Genomic DNA, 16690 nt, shown 5'->3' on the forward strand with positions numbered 1-16690 from the left:
GCCACTGGCTCAACACGCTCGTTTCAGACTGGTCCATTGGTACAGTCGAAGCGGCCGCAGTGCGGCCGCGGCAGGGCCAACGGACGAGGAGGGCACGGCATGTCCGTGGACGAGCTCGACACCCGCATCCTGCGGCTGCTGCTGGAGCAGCCGCGCACGAGCGTGCGTGAGTACGCCCGCATCCTCGGTGTCGCACGGGGCACGCTCCAGGCCCGGCTCGACCGCCTGGAGCGCGACGGCGTGATCACCGGCACGGCACCGGCGCTCTCCCCCGCCGCGCTCGGGCACCCGGTGCTCGCGTTCGTGCACATCGAGGTCACCCAGGGCCATCTCGACGAGGTGGGCGACGCGCTGGCCGCGGTGCCCGAGATCGTCGAGGCGTTCTCCATCACGGGCGGCGGGGACCTGCTCGCCCGGGTCGTGGCCCGGGACAACGCGCACCTGGAGGACGTCGTCCAGAAGCTGATCAGCATGCCCGGGGTCGTCCGCACCCGCACCGAGGTCGCGCTGCGCGAACGGGTCACCCACCGCATGCTGCCGCTGGTGGAGTCCATCGGGCGCGCGGTGCGGACCTGACCCTCCCCGGCCTGCGGATCATGGCCTTTGACATGCTGGAGCCATGAGCAATCTCGGCGGCATATCGGTCATCTTCGATCTCGATGGAACGCTCGTGGACAGCGAGCCGAACTATTACGAGGCAGGCCGGCAGACCCTCGCCGAGCACGGCATCACCGACTTCAGCTGGGCGGACCACGAGCGGTACGTCGGCATCTCCACGCAGGAGACGGTCGCGGACTGGAAGGAGCGGTACGGCCTGCGGGCCTCCGTCGAGGAGTTGCTCGCCGCCAAGAACCGCCGCTATCTCGAACTCGCCCGCAGCTCCACCCGCGCCTACCCCGAGATGCGCGACTTCGTCGGGTTGCTGGCGGCCGAGGACGTGCCCATGGCCGTCGCCTCCGGGTCGTCACCCGAGGCCATCGAGGCGGTGCTGGCGGGCACGGGCCTGGACGCCGGCCTGCGGACCGTCGTCTCGGCCGACGAGGTCGCACACGGCAAGCCGGCTCCCGACGTCTTCCTGGAAGCGGCCCGGCGGCTGGGGGCACGCCCCGAGGACTGCGTGGTACTGGAGGACGCCGCCCCGGGCGCCGCCGCCGCGCACGCGGCCGGCATGCGGTGCATCGCGATCCCGTACGTCGCGACCCAGGCCGACGCCCCGGAGTTCGCCACGACGAGCCTGCTTCTCCGGGGTGGCCAGAAGGAGTTCACGGCTCGGTCCGCATACGACTGGCTCGTGCGCTCGGCAGGAGCTTCCTGAACTCACCTCTCCGCACCCGTTGACGCTCCCCCACCCCCTGCCTAGGGTCTGGTCGATCACTCGCACAAGGTTCGTCATTTCGAACACGATGACCATGGAGGAGCACACATGGCACGGCCCCTCTCCAGACGAGCCCTTCTCCAGGCCGCGGCCGTCGCCACGGCCGCGCCGGCGATCTCCCAGACGAGGGCAGGCCGCGCGGCGGCGGCGACCGCCGTCACCGCTGCCGCCGCCGGCACCCCGTCCGCCTGGACCGTACGGCCCTTCCACCTCGAGGACGTGAGTCTCCGCCAGGGCCTCTTCGCCGACAAGCGGCAGCTGATGCTGGACCACGCCCGCGGCTACGACGTGAACCGGCTGCTCCAGGTGTTCCGCGCCAACGCCGGTCTCGCCACCGGCGGTGCGGTCGCCCCGGGCGGCTGGGAGGGCCTGGACGGAGAGGCCAACGGCAACCTGCGCGGCCACTACACCGGCCACTTCCTGACCATGCTGGCGCAGGCGTACCGCAGTACGAAGGAGGAGGTGTTCGCCGACCGGATCGGCACCATGGTCGGGGCACTGACCGAGGTGCGCGCGGCGCTGCGGCGTGATCCCGCGGTCCACAGCATCGCCGGGAGGTTCGGGACCGCCGCCGACCAGGTACGCGGCTCCTACCAGTACGTCGATCTGCCGGACCCGGTGCTCGGCGGGGCGTCGACGATCACCCTCTCCGTCTGGGTACGGCCCACGCACGACGCCGCCTGGGCCCGGGTCCTCGACTTCGGCGACGACACCACCCGGTACCTGTATCTGGCCGCCCGCAACCAGGCCGGAGTGCCGCGCTTCGCCATCACCACGTCAGGAGCCGGCGGTGAGCAGGGACTCGACGGCACCGCCCCGCTGCCGCTGGACCAGTGGAGCCACCTGGCGGTCACGATCGCGGGCGGCACCGGCACCCTCTACGTCAACGGAACAGCCGTCGCGCGGAACACCGCGATGAGTCTCACCCCGGCGGCCCTCGGCACGCCGAAGAACAACTGGCTCGGCCGCTCGAACTACTCCGCCGACCCGGTCTTCGCGGGCGCCTACGAGGAGTTCAACGTCTTCTCGCGGGCGCTGACCGCCGAGGAGATCGCCGAGTTGCAGAACCGCCGGGCCGCCGAGGCCTCGACAGGCCGGGGCGACCTCGCGTCGTACGCCTTCGACGAGACGTCGGGCGGAACGTTCGCGGACGCCTCCGGCCGGGAATTGACCGCCACCCTGCGCCGCACCTGGGGCGGGCCCAGCCATCCCGGGTTCCTCGCGGCCTACCCGGAGACGCAGTTCATCGACCTGGAGTCGCGGACGACGCCCGACTACACGAAGGTGTGGGCGCCGTACTACACCGCGCACAAGATCCTGCGGGGCCTGCTCGACGCGTACTCCGCCACGGGCGACGACCGGGCCCTGGACCTCGCGTCCGGCATGTGCGAGTGGATGTACTCCCGGCTGTCGAAGCTGCCGGAGTCCACACTCCAGCGCATGTGGGGGATCTTCTCCAGCGGCGAGTTCGGCGGCATCGTCGAGGCGATCTGCGATCTCCACACCCTCACCGGCAAAGCCGAACACCTCGCGCTGGCCAAGCTGTTCGACCTGGACCGGCTGATCGACGCGTGCGCCGCGAACACCGACATCCTCGACGGACTGCACGCCAACCAGCACATCCCGATCTTCACCGGCTATGTACGGCTGTACGACGAGACGGGCGAGGAGCGTTACCTCACGTCGGCGAAGAACTTCTGGGACATGGTCGTACCGCACCGGATGTACGGCATCGGCGGTACCAGCACCCAGGAGTTCTGGAAGGCCCGGGACGTGATCGCGGGCACGATCGGTGCGACGACCGCCGAGACCTGCTGCGCGTACAACATGCTCAAGCTGAGCCGGGCCCTGTTCTTCCACGAGCAGGACCCGAAGTACATGGAGTACTACGAGCGGGCCCTCTACAACCAGGTGCTCGGCTCGAAGCAGGACAGGCCGGACGCGGAGAAGCCCCTCGTCACGTACTTCATCGGGCTGACGCCCGGTCACGTCCGGGACTACACGCCCAAGCAGGGCACGACCTGCTGCGAGGGCACCGGCATGGAGAGCGCCACCAAGTACCAGGACTCCGTGTACTTCGCCGGCTCCGACGGCAGCGCCCTGTACGTCAACCTGTACAGCCCGACCACGCTGACCTGGGCCGGGAAGGGCGTCACGGTCACGCAGACCACCGACTTCCCCAGGGAGCAGGGCAGCACGCTCACCTTCGGCGGCGGCCGGGCCTCGTTCACGCTGCGGCTGCGGGTCCCGTCATGGGCGACCGCCGGGTTCCGGGTCACCGTCAACGGCGGCAGGGTGCCGGGCACTCCGAGGCCGGGGAGTTACTTCGACGTGTCCCGGACCTGGCGGGCCGGCGACACCGTCCGCATCGCCATGCCGTTCCGGACCAGGGTGGAGAAGGCCCTGGACGAGCCGTCCCTGCAGACGCTGTTCCACGGCCCGGTCAACCTGGTCGCCCGTGACTCGACGACGGAGTACCTGAAGGTCGGGCTGTACCGCGACGCCGGGCTGTCCGGGGACCTGCGGCACTCCCTCACACCGGTACCGGGCAAGCCGCTGCACTTCACGTTGGGCGGGGTCGAGTGGGCCCCCTTCCTCGAGGGGACGGAGGATCCGACGCACGCCTACTTCCGGCGCTCGGAGCCGAAGGTCGTGTTCGGCGGCCGGGACTCCGGTGTCGCCAACCCGGCGAAAGCCGACGGCACCACGCTCCTGGACGAGATCTGGGCCGGGGCGCCGTTCCGCAACAAGGGAGCGCTGGTGGCCCGGGTGCGGTCCACGGTGGACGACTGGGTGACGGCCGGGCTGCTGAGCAGGGCGGACGGCGACAGGGTGGTGAGCACGGCGGGCGCGGCCTCATACCACGCCTGAACCGCCCGTACACGGCAGGCCGTTCAGAATCTTGAACGGCCTGCGCGACTTACGAACTTTTTTGCGGCAGCGGTGATTGTTTCGCTCACGGCATCCGTACTTCCTGGCGTTGGGCCGTTCATATCCCAGGAGGCACGATGCGCATCTCGCGCAGCACGGCAGGAACCGCGTTCGTGGGCGGTGCGATGATCCTGACACTCACCGCACTCGCCTACCCGAGCATGCTGGGCGTGCAGAACACGGCTTCCGGCCAGGACCGCATCATCGCCAACACCCAGTGGGGCCCGCTCACCGAGGCGGACCGCGACTTCGTGGTCCGCGTGCGCGCGGCCGGGCTGTGGGAGTACCCGATGGCGCAACTCATCCAGGAGCGGAGCCAGTCGCCGGAGATGAAGGAAGTCGCTGAGCACCTGCTCGTGGGTCACGGCAGGCTCGACGCGGGCTGCCGCAAGATCGCCACGGACATGGGCATCACCCTGCCGAACGAGGCGTCGCCGCAGCAGCAGCAGTTCGTGGCGACGGCGGAAGGGGCCAGCGGCAAGGAGTTCGAGTCCACGGCCGTGACCACCATGCGCGTCGCGCACGGGGGTATCTTCCCGACGATCGCCAAGATCCGGGCCACCACCCGCAACAGCCTGGTGCGGGAGCTCGCCGACATGACCAACGACACCGTTCTCGACCACATCACGGTCCTGGAGAAGACCGGCCTGATCAACCAGGAGCAGGTCAGCTTCCAGATCACCGCCCCGGCCAAGCTGCCCCAGGACCAGACGACACCGCCGCCGCCCCAGCAGGGTGCGCCGATCAAGGTGCTGCCGGTCCCCGAAGAGCTGAAGGATCTGCAGACGGTCGCTCCCAATCCGTCCTTCGGGCAGCCGCAGCCGACTCCGTCGGCGGGATGAGCGAAAGCGGCCGGTCCCGGCCGGAGTCGGGGCCGGCCCGGGTGTGAGGAAGTCGGCGCACGCCCGGACCGGGTGAGCGCCCCCGCCGTCGGCCTGCGGGCTCGCGCCGCGGCGAGCCCGGCGCCCTTCGAGAGCTACGACCGTCGGCGGGGCTTGCCCTTCTTGCCACCCTTGGACGTTCCGCCGGTTCCGCCCCCGCGTCGGTTCGCGCCCGGCCGCCCGGCTGCCGCCGGCTTCCGCCGGGCTCCGTCCTTGTCCGTGGGCCTGGGCTTCTTGTCCTGTGCCTGAGGCGGTGTGCGGCCCCGGGTGCTGTTGACCGTGCGGCCGCGGACGATGCCGATGAAGTCCTCCACCCGGTCCGTCGTGGCGTCCTCGGGCCAGGCCAGGGCCACGCCCGACGACGGGGCGCCCCTGAGGGGACGGTGGGTGAGGTCCTTGCGGTGGTGGAGGCGGGCGAGTGACAGGGGGACGATCAGGACGCCGATGCCGGCCGCGACCAGTTCGACGGCGTCGGCCGTGGTGGCGGGGCGTTCGAAGGCGGGCCGCCCGGGCGGGGCCTCCCAGTCGAGGACGTCGTCCAGGGGGTGCAGCACGATCTCGTCGGCCAGGTCCTCCGGTGCCACCTCGTCGGCCGCCGTGAACAGGTGGTCCTTGGGAACGACGACGACCGTCTGCTCGGTGTAGAGGGGGATGGCGCTGAAGACCGTCCGGTCCACGGGCAGCCGCACGAGGCCCGCGTCCGCCTCCCCGCCGCGCAGCCGTCCGGCCGCCGCTCCGGCGGGCACCTGCGCGAGGGTCAGCGGAACGTCGGGGTACCGCTCGTTCCAGATGCGCACCCACTTGTCGGGCATCACCCCGGGGACGTACACGAGGCGGAACGAGGGGGAAACTTCCGAGCCTGTCACCTCGCCAGGTTACCGGCCGTGGTCAGAGGTCGTGCACGTGCTCGATACCCTGGACCGCATGACGTCGCACCAGAGCACCCAGACCATGAAGCCCGCGACCGCGGCGAAGAAGCTGGGTGTGTACCTCGAGGCCACCCCCGCGGAGTTCCAGGAGGGTGTCGTCTCGCGCGCCGAGCTCAACGAGCTGCAGGCGAACCCGCCGCAGTGGCTCCAGGACCTGCGGCGCAACGGCCCGCACCCCCGCCCGGTGGTCGCCGCGAAGCTGGGCGTCTCCATCGCGGGTCTCGCCCGCGGCGGTGTCACCGAGCCCCTCACCACCGAGCAGATCGAGACACTCAAGCAGGAGAGCCCCGAGTGGCTGGTGCGCGAGCGCGCCACCCAGGCGGAGGTACGCAAGGAGGCGGCTCGTATCAAGAAGAAGAACGCCGAGCGCAACGGCTGACCTCGAAGCCCCCTCTCAGACGGCCCTCACCGGTCCTTCCGGTGGGGGCCGTCGTCGTTCCCCGGCCTCCGGCCGGCCGCGTATGGCGTCGGTGAATTCTTTCAGCCATGTATTGACATGGCGAGTCATCGATCCGTAACTTGGCCGATCATTTAGATTCGTGAAGAGAGTTCACGGATATGAACGGAGAGCCATCCATGCGGGATCGCCGACGCATCGACATGCGGCTCCGCCGCGTGCTCCACCCGGCTGGCGCGCTCGCCGTCTCAGGACTCCTGTTCGGAACGGCCGCCTGCGGGGGCGGTTCCGGCAGCACCCGGGCGGACGATCCGAACACGCTGGAGGTGTGGACCCGGAGCGATCCGGAGTCCGCCGAGACCTACGAACGGGTGCTCGCCGCCTTCACCGAGAAGACCGGCATCAAGATCGACTACCAGCCGGTCGTGAACTTCGACCAGACCGGCATCGCCGCCGGGGCCACGAAGGGCTGACCCCCACCCCCCCACGTTTGAGGGAGACATGAAGTTCCGCGGAGTGCTGTTCTTCCCGGTCACGCCATTCGCGGCGGACGGTTCACTGGACGAGCGGCGGCTTGCCCAGCACATCGAGTCGGGTGTCGCCGCGGGTGCGGGAGGTGTGTTCGTCGCCTGCGGCACCGGCGAGTTCCACGCGCTGTCCGCGGAGGAGATCGAGCGGGCCACGCGGGTCGCCGTCGAGACCACGGCCGGACGCGTGCCGGTCCTGGCGGCGGCCGGCGGTCCGCCACCGGTCGCCCGGGACCACGCGGCCCGGGTCGAACGGGCCGGTGCCGACGGCATCCTGCTGCTGCCGCCCTACCTGGTCAGCGCACCACAGCAGGGCCTGGTGCGGTACGTCCGGGAGGTCACCGCCGCCACCTCGCTGCCGGTCGCCTTCTACCAGCGCGGCACCGCACGGCTCACCGAGGACACCGCCGCCGAAATCGCCGCCCTGCCCGGGGTCGTCGGCCTCAAGGACGGCCTCGGGGACATCGAGCGGATGCACCGCATCGTCCGCGCGGTGCGTGCCGTGCCGGGCACGGAGGACTTCCAGTTCTTCAACGGCCTGCCCACCGCCGAGATGACCGCGCCCGCCTACAAGGGCGTCGGCGTCGAGCTGTACTCCTCGGCGGTGTTCGCCTTCGCCCCGGAGATCGCCCTGGCCTTCCACCGGGCGCTCGCCGAGGACGACGAACCGCTTCTCTCGCGGCTCCTCGACGAGTTCTACGGTCCGCTGGTCGCGCTGCGGGACGAGGTCCCCGGGTACGCCGTGTCGCTCGTCAAGGCCGGGGTGACGCTGCGCGGCCTGGACGTCGGCGGGGTGCGGGCGCCGCTGCTCGATCCGACGCCCGAGCACATCGCCCGGCTGTCCAAGCTCCTCGACCACGGACTGGAGGTGGTCGCCGCATGAGCGCCACGCGCATCCGCGAGCTGATCGTCACCCCGATCGCCTTCGGTGACCCGCCGCTGCTCAACTCCAACGGCGTGCACGAGCCGCTCGCCCTGCGGATCATCCTCCAACTCGTCCTGGACGACGGAACGGTGGGCCTCGGCGAGTCCCCGGGCGGCACCGCGCGGCTGGAGCGGCTTCAGGCCGCCGCGAAGACCGTGGCCGGCATGGACGTCTTCGACACCACCGCCGTCGCCGCCGCGATCGACGCGGCCCTGCTGCCGACCGTGCCCAGCTCCCACGAGCGCGGCTGGACCACGTCCGCGGTGGAGGTGGCCTGCCTCGACGCGCAGGGCAAACTGCTCGGACGCCCGGTCAGCGACCTGCTGGGCGGCACGGTCCGCGACGCGGTGCCGTTCGCCGCGTACCTCTTCTACAAGTGGGCCGAGCACCCCGCCCTCGACGGCCGGGCGGCCATCGGTGACGACTGGGGGGAGGCCCTCGACCCGGCCGGGATCGTGGAGCAGGCCCGGCTGATGCAGGAGCGGTACGGCTTCGAGTCGTTCAAGCTCAAGGGCGGTGTCTTCCAGCCCGACGAGGAGATCGCCGCGGTCCGGGCCCTCGCGGAGGCCTTCCCCGGGCAGCCGCTTCGGCTGGACCCGAACGGGGCGTGGGCCGTCGAGACGTCCCGGTACGTCGCCCGCGAACTCGACGGCGTGCTCGAGTACCTGGAGGACCCGACCAAGGGCATCGAGGGCATGGCGGAGGTGGCGAAGGACTCGCCCCTGCCGCTCGCGACGAACATGTGCGTGATCGCCTGGGAGCATCTGAAACCGGCCGTCGAGCAGGACGCCGTCCAGGTCCTGCTCACCGACCACCACTACTGGGGCGGACTGCGGCGCACCCGTGAACTCGCGGCGGTGTGCGAGGCGTTCGGGATCGCCCTGTCCATGCACTCCAACTCGCACCTCGGCATCAGCCTCGCCGCGATGACCCATGTCGCCGCGGCCATCCCCAACCTCGACCACTCCTGCGACACGCACTACCCCTGGAACTCGGCGGACGACGTGATCGTCCCCGGCGTGCTGGAACTGCGCGACGGGGAGGTCAAGGTGCCCACCGGCCCGGGGCTGGGTGTCGAGCTCGACCACGACAAGCTCGAGCAGCTGCACCGGCGTTACCTCGACTCAGGGATGCGCAGCCGGGACGACACCGGCTACATGCGGCGGTTCCGGCCGGAGTACGAGCTGAGGCTCCCCCGCTGGTGACAGCCGACGTAAACGCCAGGCCGCGCCACCCTTTCCAGTGTGTAGAAATATCTACGAGCATGGGTGTTGCCGGACCGGCACGCGGGGCGCGCAGCTCCACGGGTCACCGGCCCGTGTCCAGCGTGCGCCCGTCGTGGCGCGGCCGACTGTGCCTGGGGTGGCCATGCAGAGCGTCAAGTGGAAGCAAGCCGTCGAGTGGCTCGCCGCGGCCGCCACGGACCCTCAGGAGTGCAAACGCGAGTGGGACCACGGCATGGGCACGGTGCTCGTCGAGGCCGGGCGGTACTGGGACGTGCTCAGTGTTCCCGACCGGCTCGGCCTGCTCGCCCTGGACATCCTGTGGCGAGACCCGCTGAAGGCACCCGGCCCCACCCTGGTGGACGGCGTCGCGCGCCGAGTGGGGTTCTTCCTGCCGCCGGATCCGGCGAGCGAGTGGGTCGGGTTCGGCGTCCGGCACGTCGGCCGGGGTTCCTGGGTCGCCGTGCCGCCGCCGTACCGGCCCGCCGGACGCCTGGAGTGGCTCGTCCCGCCGGACGGAACCGGCACCCTGCACACCCCCGGCACGCTCGAGTCGGCCCTGCGGGAGGCCACCGGCACGCTCGCCGTGCTGGCACCGGTCAGCGCGGAGCACGCGGTGGCCGACTGCTGGTGAGGCGGAGGCCGTCGGGAGTGGCCGTTCCCGGGTGCCGGCCGGCGGTCCAGGTGGTGAGGGCGGCCCAGGTCTCGCTCGCGGACGGGGCGGCGAAGGAGACCCACTGACCGTCACGGTGTTCCGGGACGGCGTGCCCCCGGGCCTGCCCTTCGGCGACGAGCGCCGCGGAGACGGGCGGATTCCCACGGTATCCGCTGGTGAGTTCGGCGTACGACCGGGGCGCGGCGTCGGTCCCGAGAGGGCGCCGCGGCGTCTCACTGCTGTCCATGCCCGGGCAACGCGGCGCCGCCCGACGCTGGTACGCGTGCCCGGCTCCGTCCGTCGGGTCGAGTGAACCCGTCACCCGTACGGCGGCACGCGGACACCGGACAAACATCCAGTCGGGCGACCGCCCGTTCAGAGCAGGGCCGCTGTCCACCAGTCCCAGCCCCCCATGCGTCTCGATCCGGCCACGGGGGCACTCCCCGGCCGTCCCTGCGGAAGGACGGCTTCCGGCTCTGACGGTTTTCTCGACCCCGGCCGTGTTGGTCCGGTAACACTGACCTCAGGCCGAGGACCGGCCCGGCCCGTGCCCGGGACCGGTCCTCCCGGGACGACGGCAGGGAGAGGCCATGTCACCTGACCTCCGGCAGCGCAGGGCCGTACTGGAGCACGAGTGGTCGCGCTGGGTGCCGCGGCTGAGCGTCGCGGGCGCGCGGCCGGGCGGCAGCGCGGCGTTGCGTCACGAGGTGACCGAGTCCTGGGCGCGTTCGCTGAGCAGCGTGGACCCCGGTCGGGACAGCGCCCCGGTCATCGACGGCGGCCCGGTGCACCAGCGCTGGACGTCCTCACCGCTGTACCGGCCGGTCTCCGGTCTGGCCGGGGAACTGCGCAGCATCGCCGAGGACGCCGGGTTCGTCACGGCGGTCACCGACGAGTCCGGCACCATCCTGTGGACCTGCGGCGGCCCGGCCATGCGCCGCCTGGCCGAGCGCGTCAACTTCGCGCCGGGCGGCCGGTGGGACGAGCAGGCCATGGGCACCAACGCGCTGTCCCTCGCCCTGCGCACCGGCCGGCCCAGCTCGGTGTTCTCGGCCGAGCACCTGGTGTCGGCCCTGCACGGCTGGGTCTGCTACTGCGCCCCCGTGCACGGTCCGGACGGCCGTGTCCTCGGCGTCCTCGACCTGTCGACCACCTGGGACCGCTCGCACCCGCTGGCCATGTCCACCGTGCGCACGCTGGTGTCCACGATCGAGGCCCGACTGGCCACGGAACAGCCTCGCCCGGGCCCGGTACGGCTGACCTGCCTGGGCGCCGAACAGGCTGAGCGGGAGGGACGTCGACTGCCCCTGCGCCCGCGCCAGTTGGAGATCCTCACCCTGCTCGCGCTCGCACCCGACGGCTTCCCGCCGGAGCGGCTGCGCGCCGCCCTGTACGGCGACCGGCCGGTCACCGCGTCCACCTTCAAGGCGGAGATCTCCCACCTGCGCCGCGCCCTGGACGGCGGCATCGCCGCCCGCCGCTACGCGTTGACGCTCCCGGTCTCCTGCGACGCGGCCGACGTCCTGCGCGCGCTGGAGCAGGGCGACACCGACACCGCCCTGCGCCTCTACGGCGGCCCCCTGCTTCCCCGCTCCGAGGCGCCCGGCATCGAGGAGTGGCGCACCCGTCTCGAAGTGGCCGTCCGGGAGGCCGTACTGGCGAGCACCCGCCCGGAACACGCCCTGCGCTACGGCGAACGGGCCCCGTACGACGCGGAGATCCACGAGCACGCCCTGCGTCTGCTCGGTCCGGACGACACCCGCCGGGCGATCGCGGCGGGCCGGCTGACCACGGCCTGGCGCGACTGACGGCCGTGTGCGGCTGACGGCCCGTGTCCGGCACCAACCTCGCGCCAACCTCGCGGCAGCAGAGTGAGGGTGTCACGACGGAGTGAACCGTCACTCGCCCGTCATCTCACCGAGGAGAGCCGCCATGGTGTACGCGCAGCCCGGAACGGACGGCAGCATCGTCACCTTCGCCCGCCGCTACGACAACTTCATCGACGGGGACTGGGCCGCCCCCGTCGAGGGCCGCTACTTCGAGAACCCGAGCCCCGTGACCGGCAAGTCCTTCTGCGAGGTCGCCCGCTCGTCCGCGGCCGACATCGACCTCGCCCTGGACGCCGCGCACCGGGCGGCCGACCGCTGGGGCCGCACGTCCACCGCGGAACGCGCGGGCGTCCTCAACAAGATCGCCGATCGCATCGAACAGCACCTGGAGAAGATCGCGGTCGCCGAGACGTGGGAGAACGGCAAGCCGGTCCGCGAGACCCTGGCCGCCGACATCCCACTCGCCGTGGACCACTTCCGGTACTTCGCCGGAGTCGTCCGCGCCCAGGAGGGCAGCATCGCGGAGATCGACGCCGACACCGTCGCGTACCACTTCCACGAACCACTGGGCGTGGTCGGGCAGATCATCCCGTGGAACTTCCCGATCCTCATGGCCGCCTGGAAGCTGGCACCCGCGCTGGCGGCCGGCAACTGCGTGGTGATCAAGCCGGCCGAACAGACGCCCGTCAGCCTTCTCTACGTCATCGACCTGATCGCCGACCTGCTGCCGCCGGGCGTACTCAACGTCGTCAACGGCTTCGGCGTGGAAGCGGGCAAGCCCCTGGCCTCCAGTCCACGCGTGGCGAAGGTGGCGTTCACCGGCGAGACGACGACCGGACGCCTGATCATGCAGTACGCGAGCGAGAACCTCATCCCCGTCACGCTGGAGCTGGGCGGCAAGAGCCCGAACATCTTCCTGCCCGACGTCATGGCGGCCGACGACGACTTCCTGGACAAGGCCGTCGAGGGTTTCGTGATGTTCGCCCTCAACCAGGGCGAGGTGTGCACATGCCCGTCCCGGGCCCTGGTCCACTCCTCCATCTACGACGAGTTCATGGCCCGGTGCGTCGAACGCACCCAGGCCATCGTCGGCGGTGACCCGCTGGACCCTGCCACCATGATCGGCGCGCAGGCCAGCAACGACCAGTACGAGAAGATCCTGTCCTACCTCGACATCGGCAAGCAGGAGGGCGCCGAACTGGTCACGGGCGGCAACCCGCGCGCGGTGCCGGGCCTCGAGGGCGGCTACTACATCGAGCCGACCATCTTCCGCGGCACCAACGACATGCGCGTCTTCCAGGAGGAGATCTTCGGCCCGGTGGTGTCGGTGACGACCTTCGACTCGGTCGACGAGGCCCTGAAGATCGCCAACGACACGCTCTACGGCCTCGGCGCCGGCGTCTGGACCCGCGACGCCAACACGGCCTACCGCCTGGGTCGCGGGATCAAGGCGGGCCGGGTGTGGACCAACTGCTACCACGCGTATCCGGCGCACGCGGCGTTCGGCGGCTACAAGAAGTCGGGCGTCGGGCGCGAGACGCACAAGATGATGCTGGACCACTACCAGCAGACGAAGAACCTCCTGGTGTCGTACTCGCCGAAGAAGCTGGGCTTCTTCTAGGGCCCCGGGCAGCGTCCACGGAGTGGAGGCAGGCTGATCCTGGCTCCACTCCGTGGTGCGTGCGTGTCACTGGAACTGTGCGAAGAACCTCCAGATCTCTGCCTTGGTCCAGGTGGTGACACCGCTTTCGTTCGGGGAGCCCTCGACCGGACCGGGCATGTGGCCGCCGTCGAACGCCGCCCATTGGACCGGATACCCGGCACGGCAGCCCGAGTAGGTGGTGGTGATGTGCGTTCGGCTGCCGGGCGCGGGCTCGCGCGGGCTCTGCGGGGTGCAGCCGTTGTTGCTGACGAATTTGTCGCGCAGGGACCGTCCTTGCCCGATGTTGAGGACGGAGTCGCTGATGCCGTGAATGCCGAAGTAGGCGATGGGCTGGGTGCCGCCGCTGCACCCGCTGATCTGGGCGCCGGAGATGACCGCGACGGCCCTGAAGACGTTCGCCCGGCTGCATGCGAGGGCGTAGCTCATGCCGCCGCCCCAGCTGAATCCCGTGGCGAAACGCTGTGCCGGGTTGACGCAGAGGCCGCTCTCGATGCGCCGGATCATGTCGTCGACGAAGGTGACGTCCTCACCGCCCGAATTGGCCCAGCCGTTGCCGAGGCCCTGGGGGGCGACGAGAATCGCGCTGTTGTTCGACTGTTCCTGTTGGCCGTAGTAGGACCAGGCGTTCCCGCTCGTGCCGCCCGAGGCGACGTCGCCGGCGGTTCCGCCCCGCCAGTGGAACGCGAAGATCAACCGGTAGGGGCGGCTGTTGTCGTAGTTGGCGGGGACCCTGAGGATGAAGCTGCGGCTCTTACCGCCGCTCTGGATCGTGTGCGTACCGCTCGCCAGAGTCGGTGCGCTGCCGCATCCGCCGCCACCACCGGACGACAGCTTGATCATCTGCCATTGCTGGTTGGCGCCGCCCCAGTCGCTGTACTGGACGACGTTGCCTCCGTCGGCGGTGGAGGCGCCCTGCACCTCCACCGCCTTGCCGCTGGTGCGGTTGATCAGCCGGACGTGGCCCGCGTCGGAGTCGGCCAGGCGGAACTGCTGGTTGGCCCCGTTGTGGTCGGCCCACTGCTGGATCGCGGCACCGTCCGCGGCCGAGGCGCCGGCCACGTCGAGAACCTTGCCCGAATGCCGGGCCTTGAGCCGGTAGAAGCCGCCGCCGGAGTCCACGAACTGCCACTGCTGGTTGGCTCCGTCGTTGCGTGTCCACTGGTTGACCCGCGCGCCGTCGGCGGTGGACGTGCCGGAGACGTCCAGCGCCTTGCCGCTGTTGCGGTTGACCAGGGTGTACCACGCATTGGTGTCCACCGTCGCCGCCTCGGCCGGCGCCGGGTTCACCGCGGCGAGCGTGCCGATCGCGAGCGTCGCCGCCACCACGGCGGCGACCCGGGACCACCAGCGCTGTCTTGGTGGAGGGGCGGGAGAAACCGCACCGTAGGTCTTCATCGATTCACCCCTTCGTTCGTGACAGGTCCCATCAGGTGCGGGTCCAGCGTTGGTTGCTGCCGTTCGAGCAGGAGTAGAGCTGGATCAGGGTGCCGTTGGCGGTACCGCCCGCGACGGCGTCGAGGCAGAGGCCGGACTGGACGCCGACGATGGATCCGTCGGAGTTGAGGCGCCATTTCTGGTTGTCGCCACCCCAGCAGCCGTAGATCTGGACTTTGCTGCCGTTGCCCGTGCCGGCGGCGTCCAGGCACTTGTTGCCGTAGACCCTGAGCTCACCGGCGGCGGTGTACGTCCACTGCTGGTTGGTGCCGTTGTGGCAGTCCCACAGGTTGAGCTGGGTGCCGTCGGTGGTGCTGGTGCCGGGCACGTCCAGGCAGCGGCCCGAACCGACGCCCCTGATCGGTCCGCCGTCCGCAGGGGGCGTGGTGGAGCCGCCGTTGAGTGCGTTGAGGACGGCGGTGTAGGCGGGCTTCTTGCTGCCGTTGCCGTTGAACAGCAGAGGCGAGTGCTCCGGACGCCAGGAGTCGGTGTCGCGCACACCCCAGACGGTGATGCCGAGGCAGCGCGGGACCGCCAGGCAGTCGTTGGTCACGTTGGCGTAGGTCGTGGCCGGGGCGCCCTGGATGTCGAGTTCGGTGATGGCCACGTCGACACCGAGGGCGGCGAAGTTCTGCAGAGTGGTGCGGAAGTTGCTGTTGTAGGGGCTGCCGCTGTTGAAGTGCGACTGGAAACCGACGCAGTCGATCGGCACGCCGCGCTGCTTGAAGTCCCGGACCATGGCGTACATGGCCTGAGTCTTGGCCCAGGTCCAGTTCTCGACGTTGTAGTCGTTGTAGCAGAGCTTGGCGGCCGGGTCGGCGGCGCGCGCGGTGCGGAAGGCGACCTCGATCCAGTCGTTGCCGGTGCGCTGCAGGTTGGAGTCGCGCCGGGCTCCCGAACTGCCGTCGGCGAAGGCCTCGTTCACGACGTCCCACTGGACGATCTTGCCCTTGTAGTGGGCCATCACGCCCTTGATGTGGTCGATCATCGCCTGGCGCAGCGAGCTGCCGCTGAGGCTCTGCATCCAGCCGGGCTGCTGGGAGTGCCAGGCCAGGGTGTGGCCGCGCACCTGCTTGCCGTTCTGCACCGCCCAGTTGTAGACGCGGTCGGCGGCGGTGAAGTTGAACTGGCCCCGCTGCGGTTCGGTGGCGTCGATCTTCATCTCGTTCTCGGCCGTCACCGAGTTGAACTCACGGCCCGCGATCGTCGTGTACGCCGAGTCGCCCAGCCTGCCCGAGGCGATGGCGGTGCCGAAGTAGCGGCCACTCTGCGCCGCCGCGGCGCCGAGTGTGTTCTCGGCGGCGTGTGCGGCCGGCGGCGCGACCAGTGCGGCGACCACACCGAGGACGCCGGCCAGTACCAGCAGCAGGCCGCGGATCTTCCTGCGGATGACGGGTCTGGGAAGGGCATATGAGCCCATGGCTGTGCCTCCAGGGTAGAAATCACGGAAGGGATGAAGCTGAGGGAACGCGTCGTCCGTTCCCCTCGGCAGACGGACGGGCGGGCCGGAACCCGGGCAGCACGGACTCACCGGACACCGCGGTCGTGGGACCGGGGCGGTCTCAACCGGCAGGGGCGGCACCCGGTCGGTCGGCGGGTGACGTACGGCGTGCGGCGGCGGTGTTTCGGCACAGGCATGGGGGGACTCCATCGCGGCTCAGCCGGGGGATCGCCACGCGGCGTCGCGTACCTCTCCAACTGCGCGAATGGCCAGGATGCGCAGGTGCGAACCTCACCGGAACGTGACGGGGTGGCGCAGGCTTTGGTGCGCGGATCTGTCGTGCAGCTATGCGTGGATCTGCCGTGCAGCACAGACGTGGTTCGACGTTTCGAACTGCGTCCGGTTCCTCAGGCACGGATGATTGAGGTATTGACGATGCATCGTCAATACTCGCCGCAGAAAAAGTTTCCGTTCCTCGCT

Annotated in this window: 15 protein-coding genes; 11 read left to right on the forward strand and 4 right to left on the reverse strand. The window is 70.5% G+C overall.

What is annotated here, in order from left to right; translation table 11 throughout:
- Nucleotides 1-99: 99 nt before the first annotated feature.
- The 4 genes from IE97_RS0101015 (at nucleotide 100) to IE97_RS0101030 (ending at nucleotide 5148) form a co-directional block, all read left to right on the forward strand.
- The gene (locus tag IE97_RS0101015; RefSeq protein ID WP_030147234.1) at nucleotides 100-576 is read left to right on the forward strand and encodes an Lrp/AsnC family transcriptional regulator; all 477 of its coding nucleotides are present in this window, start codon (nucleotides 100-102) and stop codon (nucleotides 574-576) included.
- Nucleotides 577-619: 43 nt separating this feature from the next.
- On the forward strand, nucleotides 620-1315 hold the full coding sequence (locus IE97_RS0101020; protein ID WP_030147235.1) for an HAD family hydrolase: 696 nt from the start codon (nucleotides 620-622) through the stop codon (nucleotides 1313-1315).
- A 108-nt stretch (nucleotides 1316-1423) separates the two neighbouring features.
- On the forward strand, nucleotides 1424-4246 hold the full coding sequence (locus IE97_RS0101025; RefSeq protein ID WP_030147236.1) for a beta-L-arabinofuranosidase domain-containing protein: 2823 nt from the start codon (nucleotides 1424-1426) through the stop codon (nucleotides 4244-4246).
- Nucleotides 4247-4383: 137 nt separating this feature from the next.
- Nucleotides 4384-5148, forward strand: coding sequence for a DUF4142 domain-containing protein (locus IE97_RS0101030; protein WP_030147237.1), 765 nt, complete (start codon nucleotides 4384-4386; stop codon nucleotides 5146-5148).
- A gap of 134 nt (nucleotides 5149-5282) precedes the next feature.
- Here the strand turns inward: IE97_RS0101030 and IE97_RS0101035 are convergent, their stop codons facing one another.
- On the reverse strand, nucleotides 5283-6053 hold the full coding sequence (locus tag IE97_RS0101035) for a LysR family substrate-binding domain-containing protein (RefSeq protein WP_030147238.1): 771 nt from the start codon (nucleotides 6051-6053) through the stop codon (nucleotides 5283-5285).
- Between the two features lie 58 nt (nucleotides 6054-6111).
- Between IE97_RS0101035 and IE97_RS0101040 the strand changes: the two genes are divergently transcribed.
- The 5 genes from IE97_RS0101040 (at nucleotide 6112) to IE97_RS0101060 (ending at nucleotide 9822) form a co-directional block, all read left to right on the forward strand.
- Nucleotides 6112-6495, forward strand: coding sequence for a DUF5997 family protein (locus tag IE97_RS0101040; RefSeq protein ID WP_030147239.1), 384 nt, complete (start codon nucleotides 6112-6114; stop codon nucleotides 6493-6495).
- 197 nt (nucleotides 6496-6692) lie between these two features.
- Complete coding sequence (locus tag IE97_RS0101045) at nucleotides 6693-6986, forward strand: hypothetical protein (protein WP_030147240.1); 294 nt, start codon at nucleotides 6693-6695, stop codon at nucleotides 6984-6986.
- Between the two features lie 28 nt (nucleotides 6987-7014).
- Entirely contained in the window at nucleotides 7015-7923 is a 909-nt protein-coding gene (locus IE97_RS0101050; protein WP_030147241.1) for a 5-dehydro-4-deoxyglucarate dehydratase, read from the forward strand.
- Nucleotides 7920-9170: a glucarate dehydratase family protein gene (locus tag IE97_RS0101055; protein WP_030147242.1), complete on the forward strand. Its 1251-nt coding sequence runs from the start codon at nucleotides 7920-7922 to the stop codon at nucleotides 9168-9170. Before IE97_RS0101050 ends, IE97_RS0101055 begins: the two co-directional genes overlap by 4 nt.
- A gap of 163 nt (nucleotides 9171-9333) precedes the next feature.
- Nucleotides 9334-9822, forward strand: a complete 489-nt coding sequence (locus tag IE97_RS0101060; protein WP_030147243.1) for a hypothetical protein — start codon at nucleotides 9334-9336, stop codon at nucleotides 9820-9822.
- Here IE97_RS0101060 and IE97_RS39140 read toward each other — a convergent pair.
- Nucleotides 9788-10090, reverse strand: coding sequence for a hypothetical protein (locus IE97_RS39140; protein ID WP_051704791.1), 303 nt, complete (start codon nucleotides 10088-10090; stop codon nucleotides 9788-9790). The genes IE97_RS0101060 and IE97_RS39140 overlap by 35 nt on opposite strands.
- A gap of 343 nt (nucleotides 10091-10433) precedes the next feature.
- Between IE97_RS39140 and IE97_RS0101070 the strand changes: the two genes are divergently transcribed.
- Both IE97_RS0101070 and adh read left to right on the forward strand, forming a co-directional pair.
- Complete coding sequence (locus IE97_RS0101070) at nucleotides 10434-11651, forward strand: helix-turn-helix domain-containing protein (protein WP_030147245.1); 1218 nt, start codon at nucleotides 10434-10436, stop codon at nucleotides 11649-11651.
- A 124-nt stretch (nucleotides 11652-11775) separates the two neighbouring features.
- Nucleotides 11776-13293, forward strand: a complete 1518-nt coding sequence (gene adh, locus IE97_RS0101075) for an aldehyde dehydrogenase (RefSeq protein WP_030147246.1) — start codon at nucleotides 11776-11778, stop codon at nucleotides 13291-13293.
- A 66-nt stretch (nucleotides 13294-13359) separates the two neighbouring features.
- On the opposite strand, the gene IE97_RS0101080 is transcribed toward adh, so the two are convergent.
- Both IE97_RS0101080 and IE97_RS0101085 read right to left on the reverse strand, forming a co-directional pair.
- Nucleotides 13360-14661, reverse strand: a complete 1302-nt coding sequence (locus tag IE97_RS0101080; protein ID WP_030147247.1) for an RICIN domain-containing protein — start codon at nucleotides 14659-14661, stop codon at nucleotides 13360-13362.
- 100 nt (nucleotides 14662-14761) lie between these two features.
- Nucleotides 14762-16189, reverse strand: coding sequence for an endo-1,4-beta-xylanase (locus tag IE97_RS0101085; protein WP_030147248.1), 1428 nt, complete (start codon nucleotides 16187-16189; stop codon nucleotides 14762-14764).
- Between the last annotated feature and the right edge of the window lie 501 nt (nucleotides 16190-16690).

The organism is Streptomyces sp. NRRL S-455 (genome assembly GCF_000717875.1).
Lineage (GTDB): Bacteria > Actinomycetota > Actinomycetes > Streptomycetales > Streptomycetaceae > Streptomyces.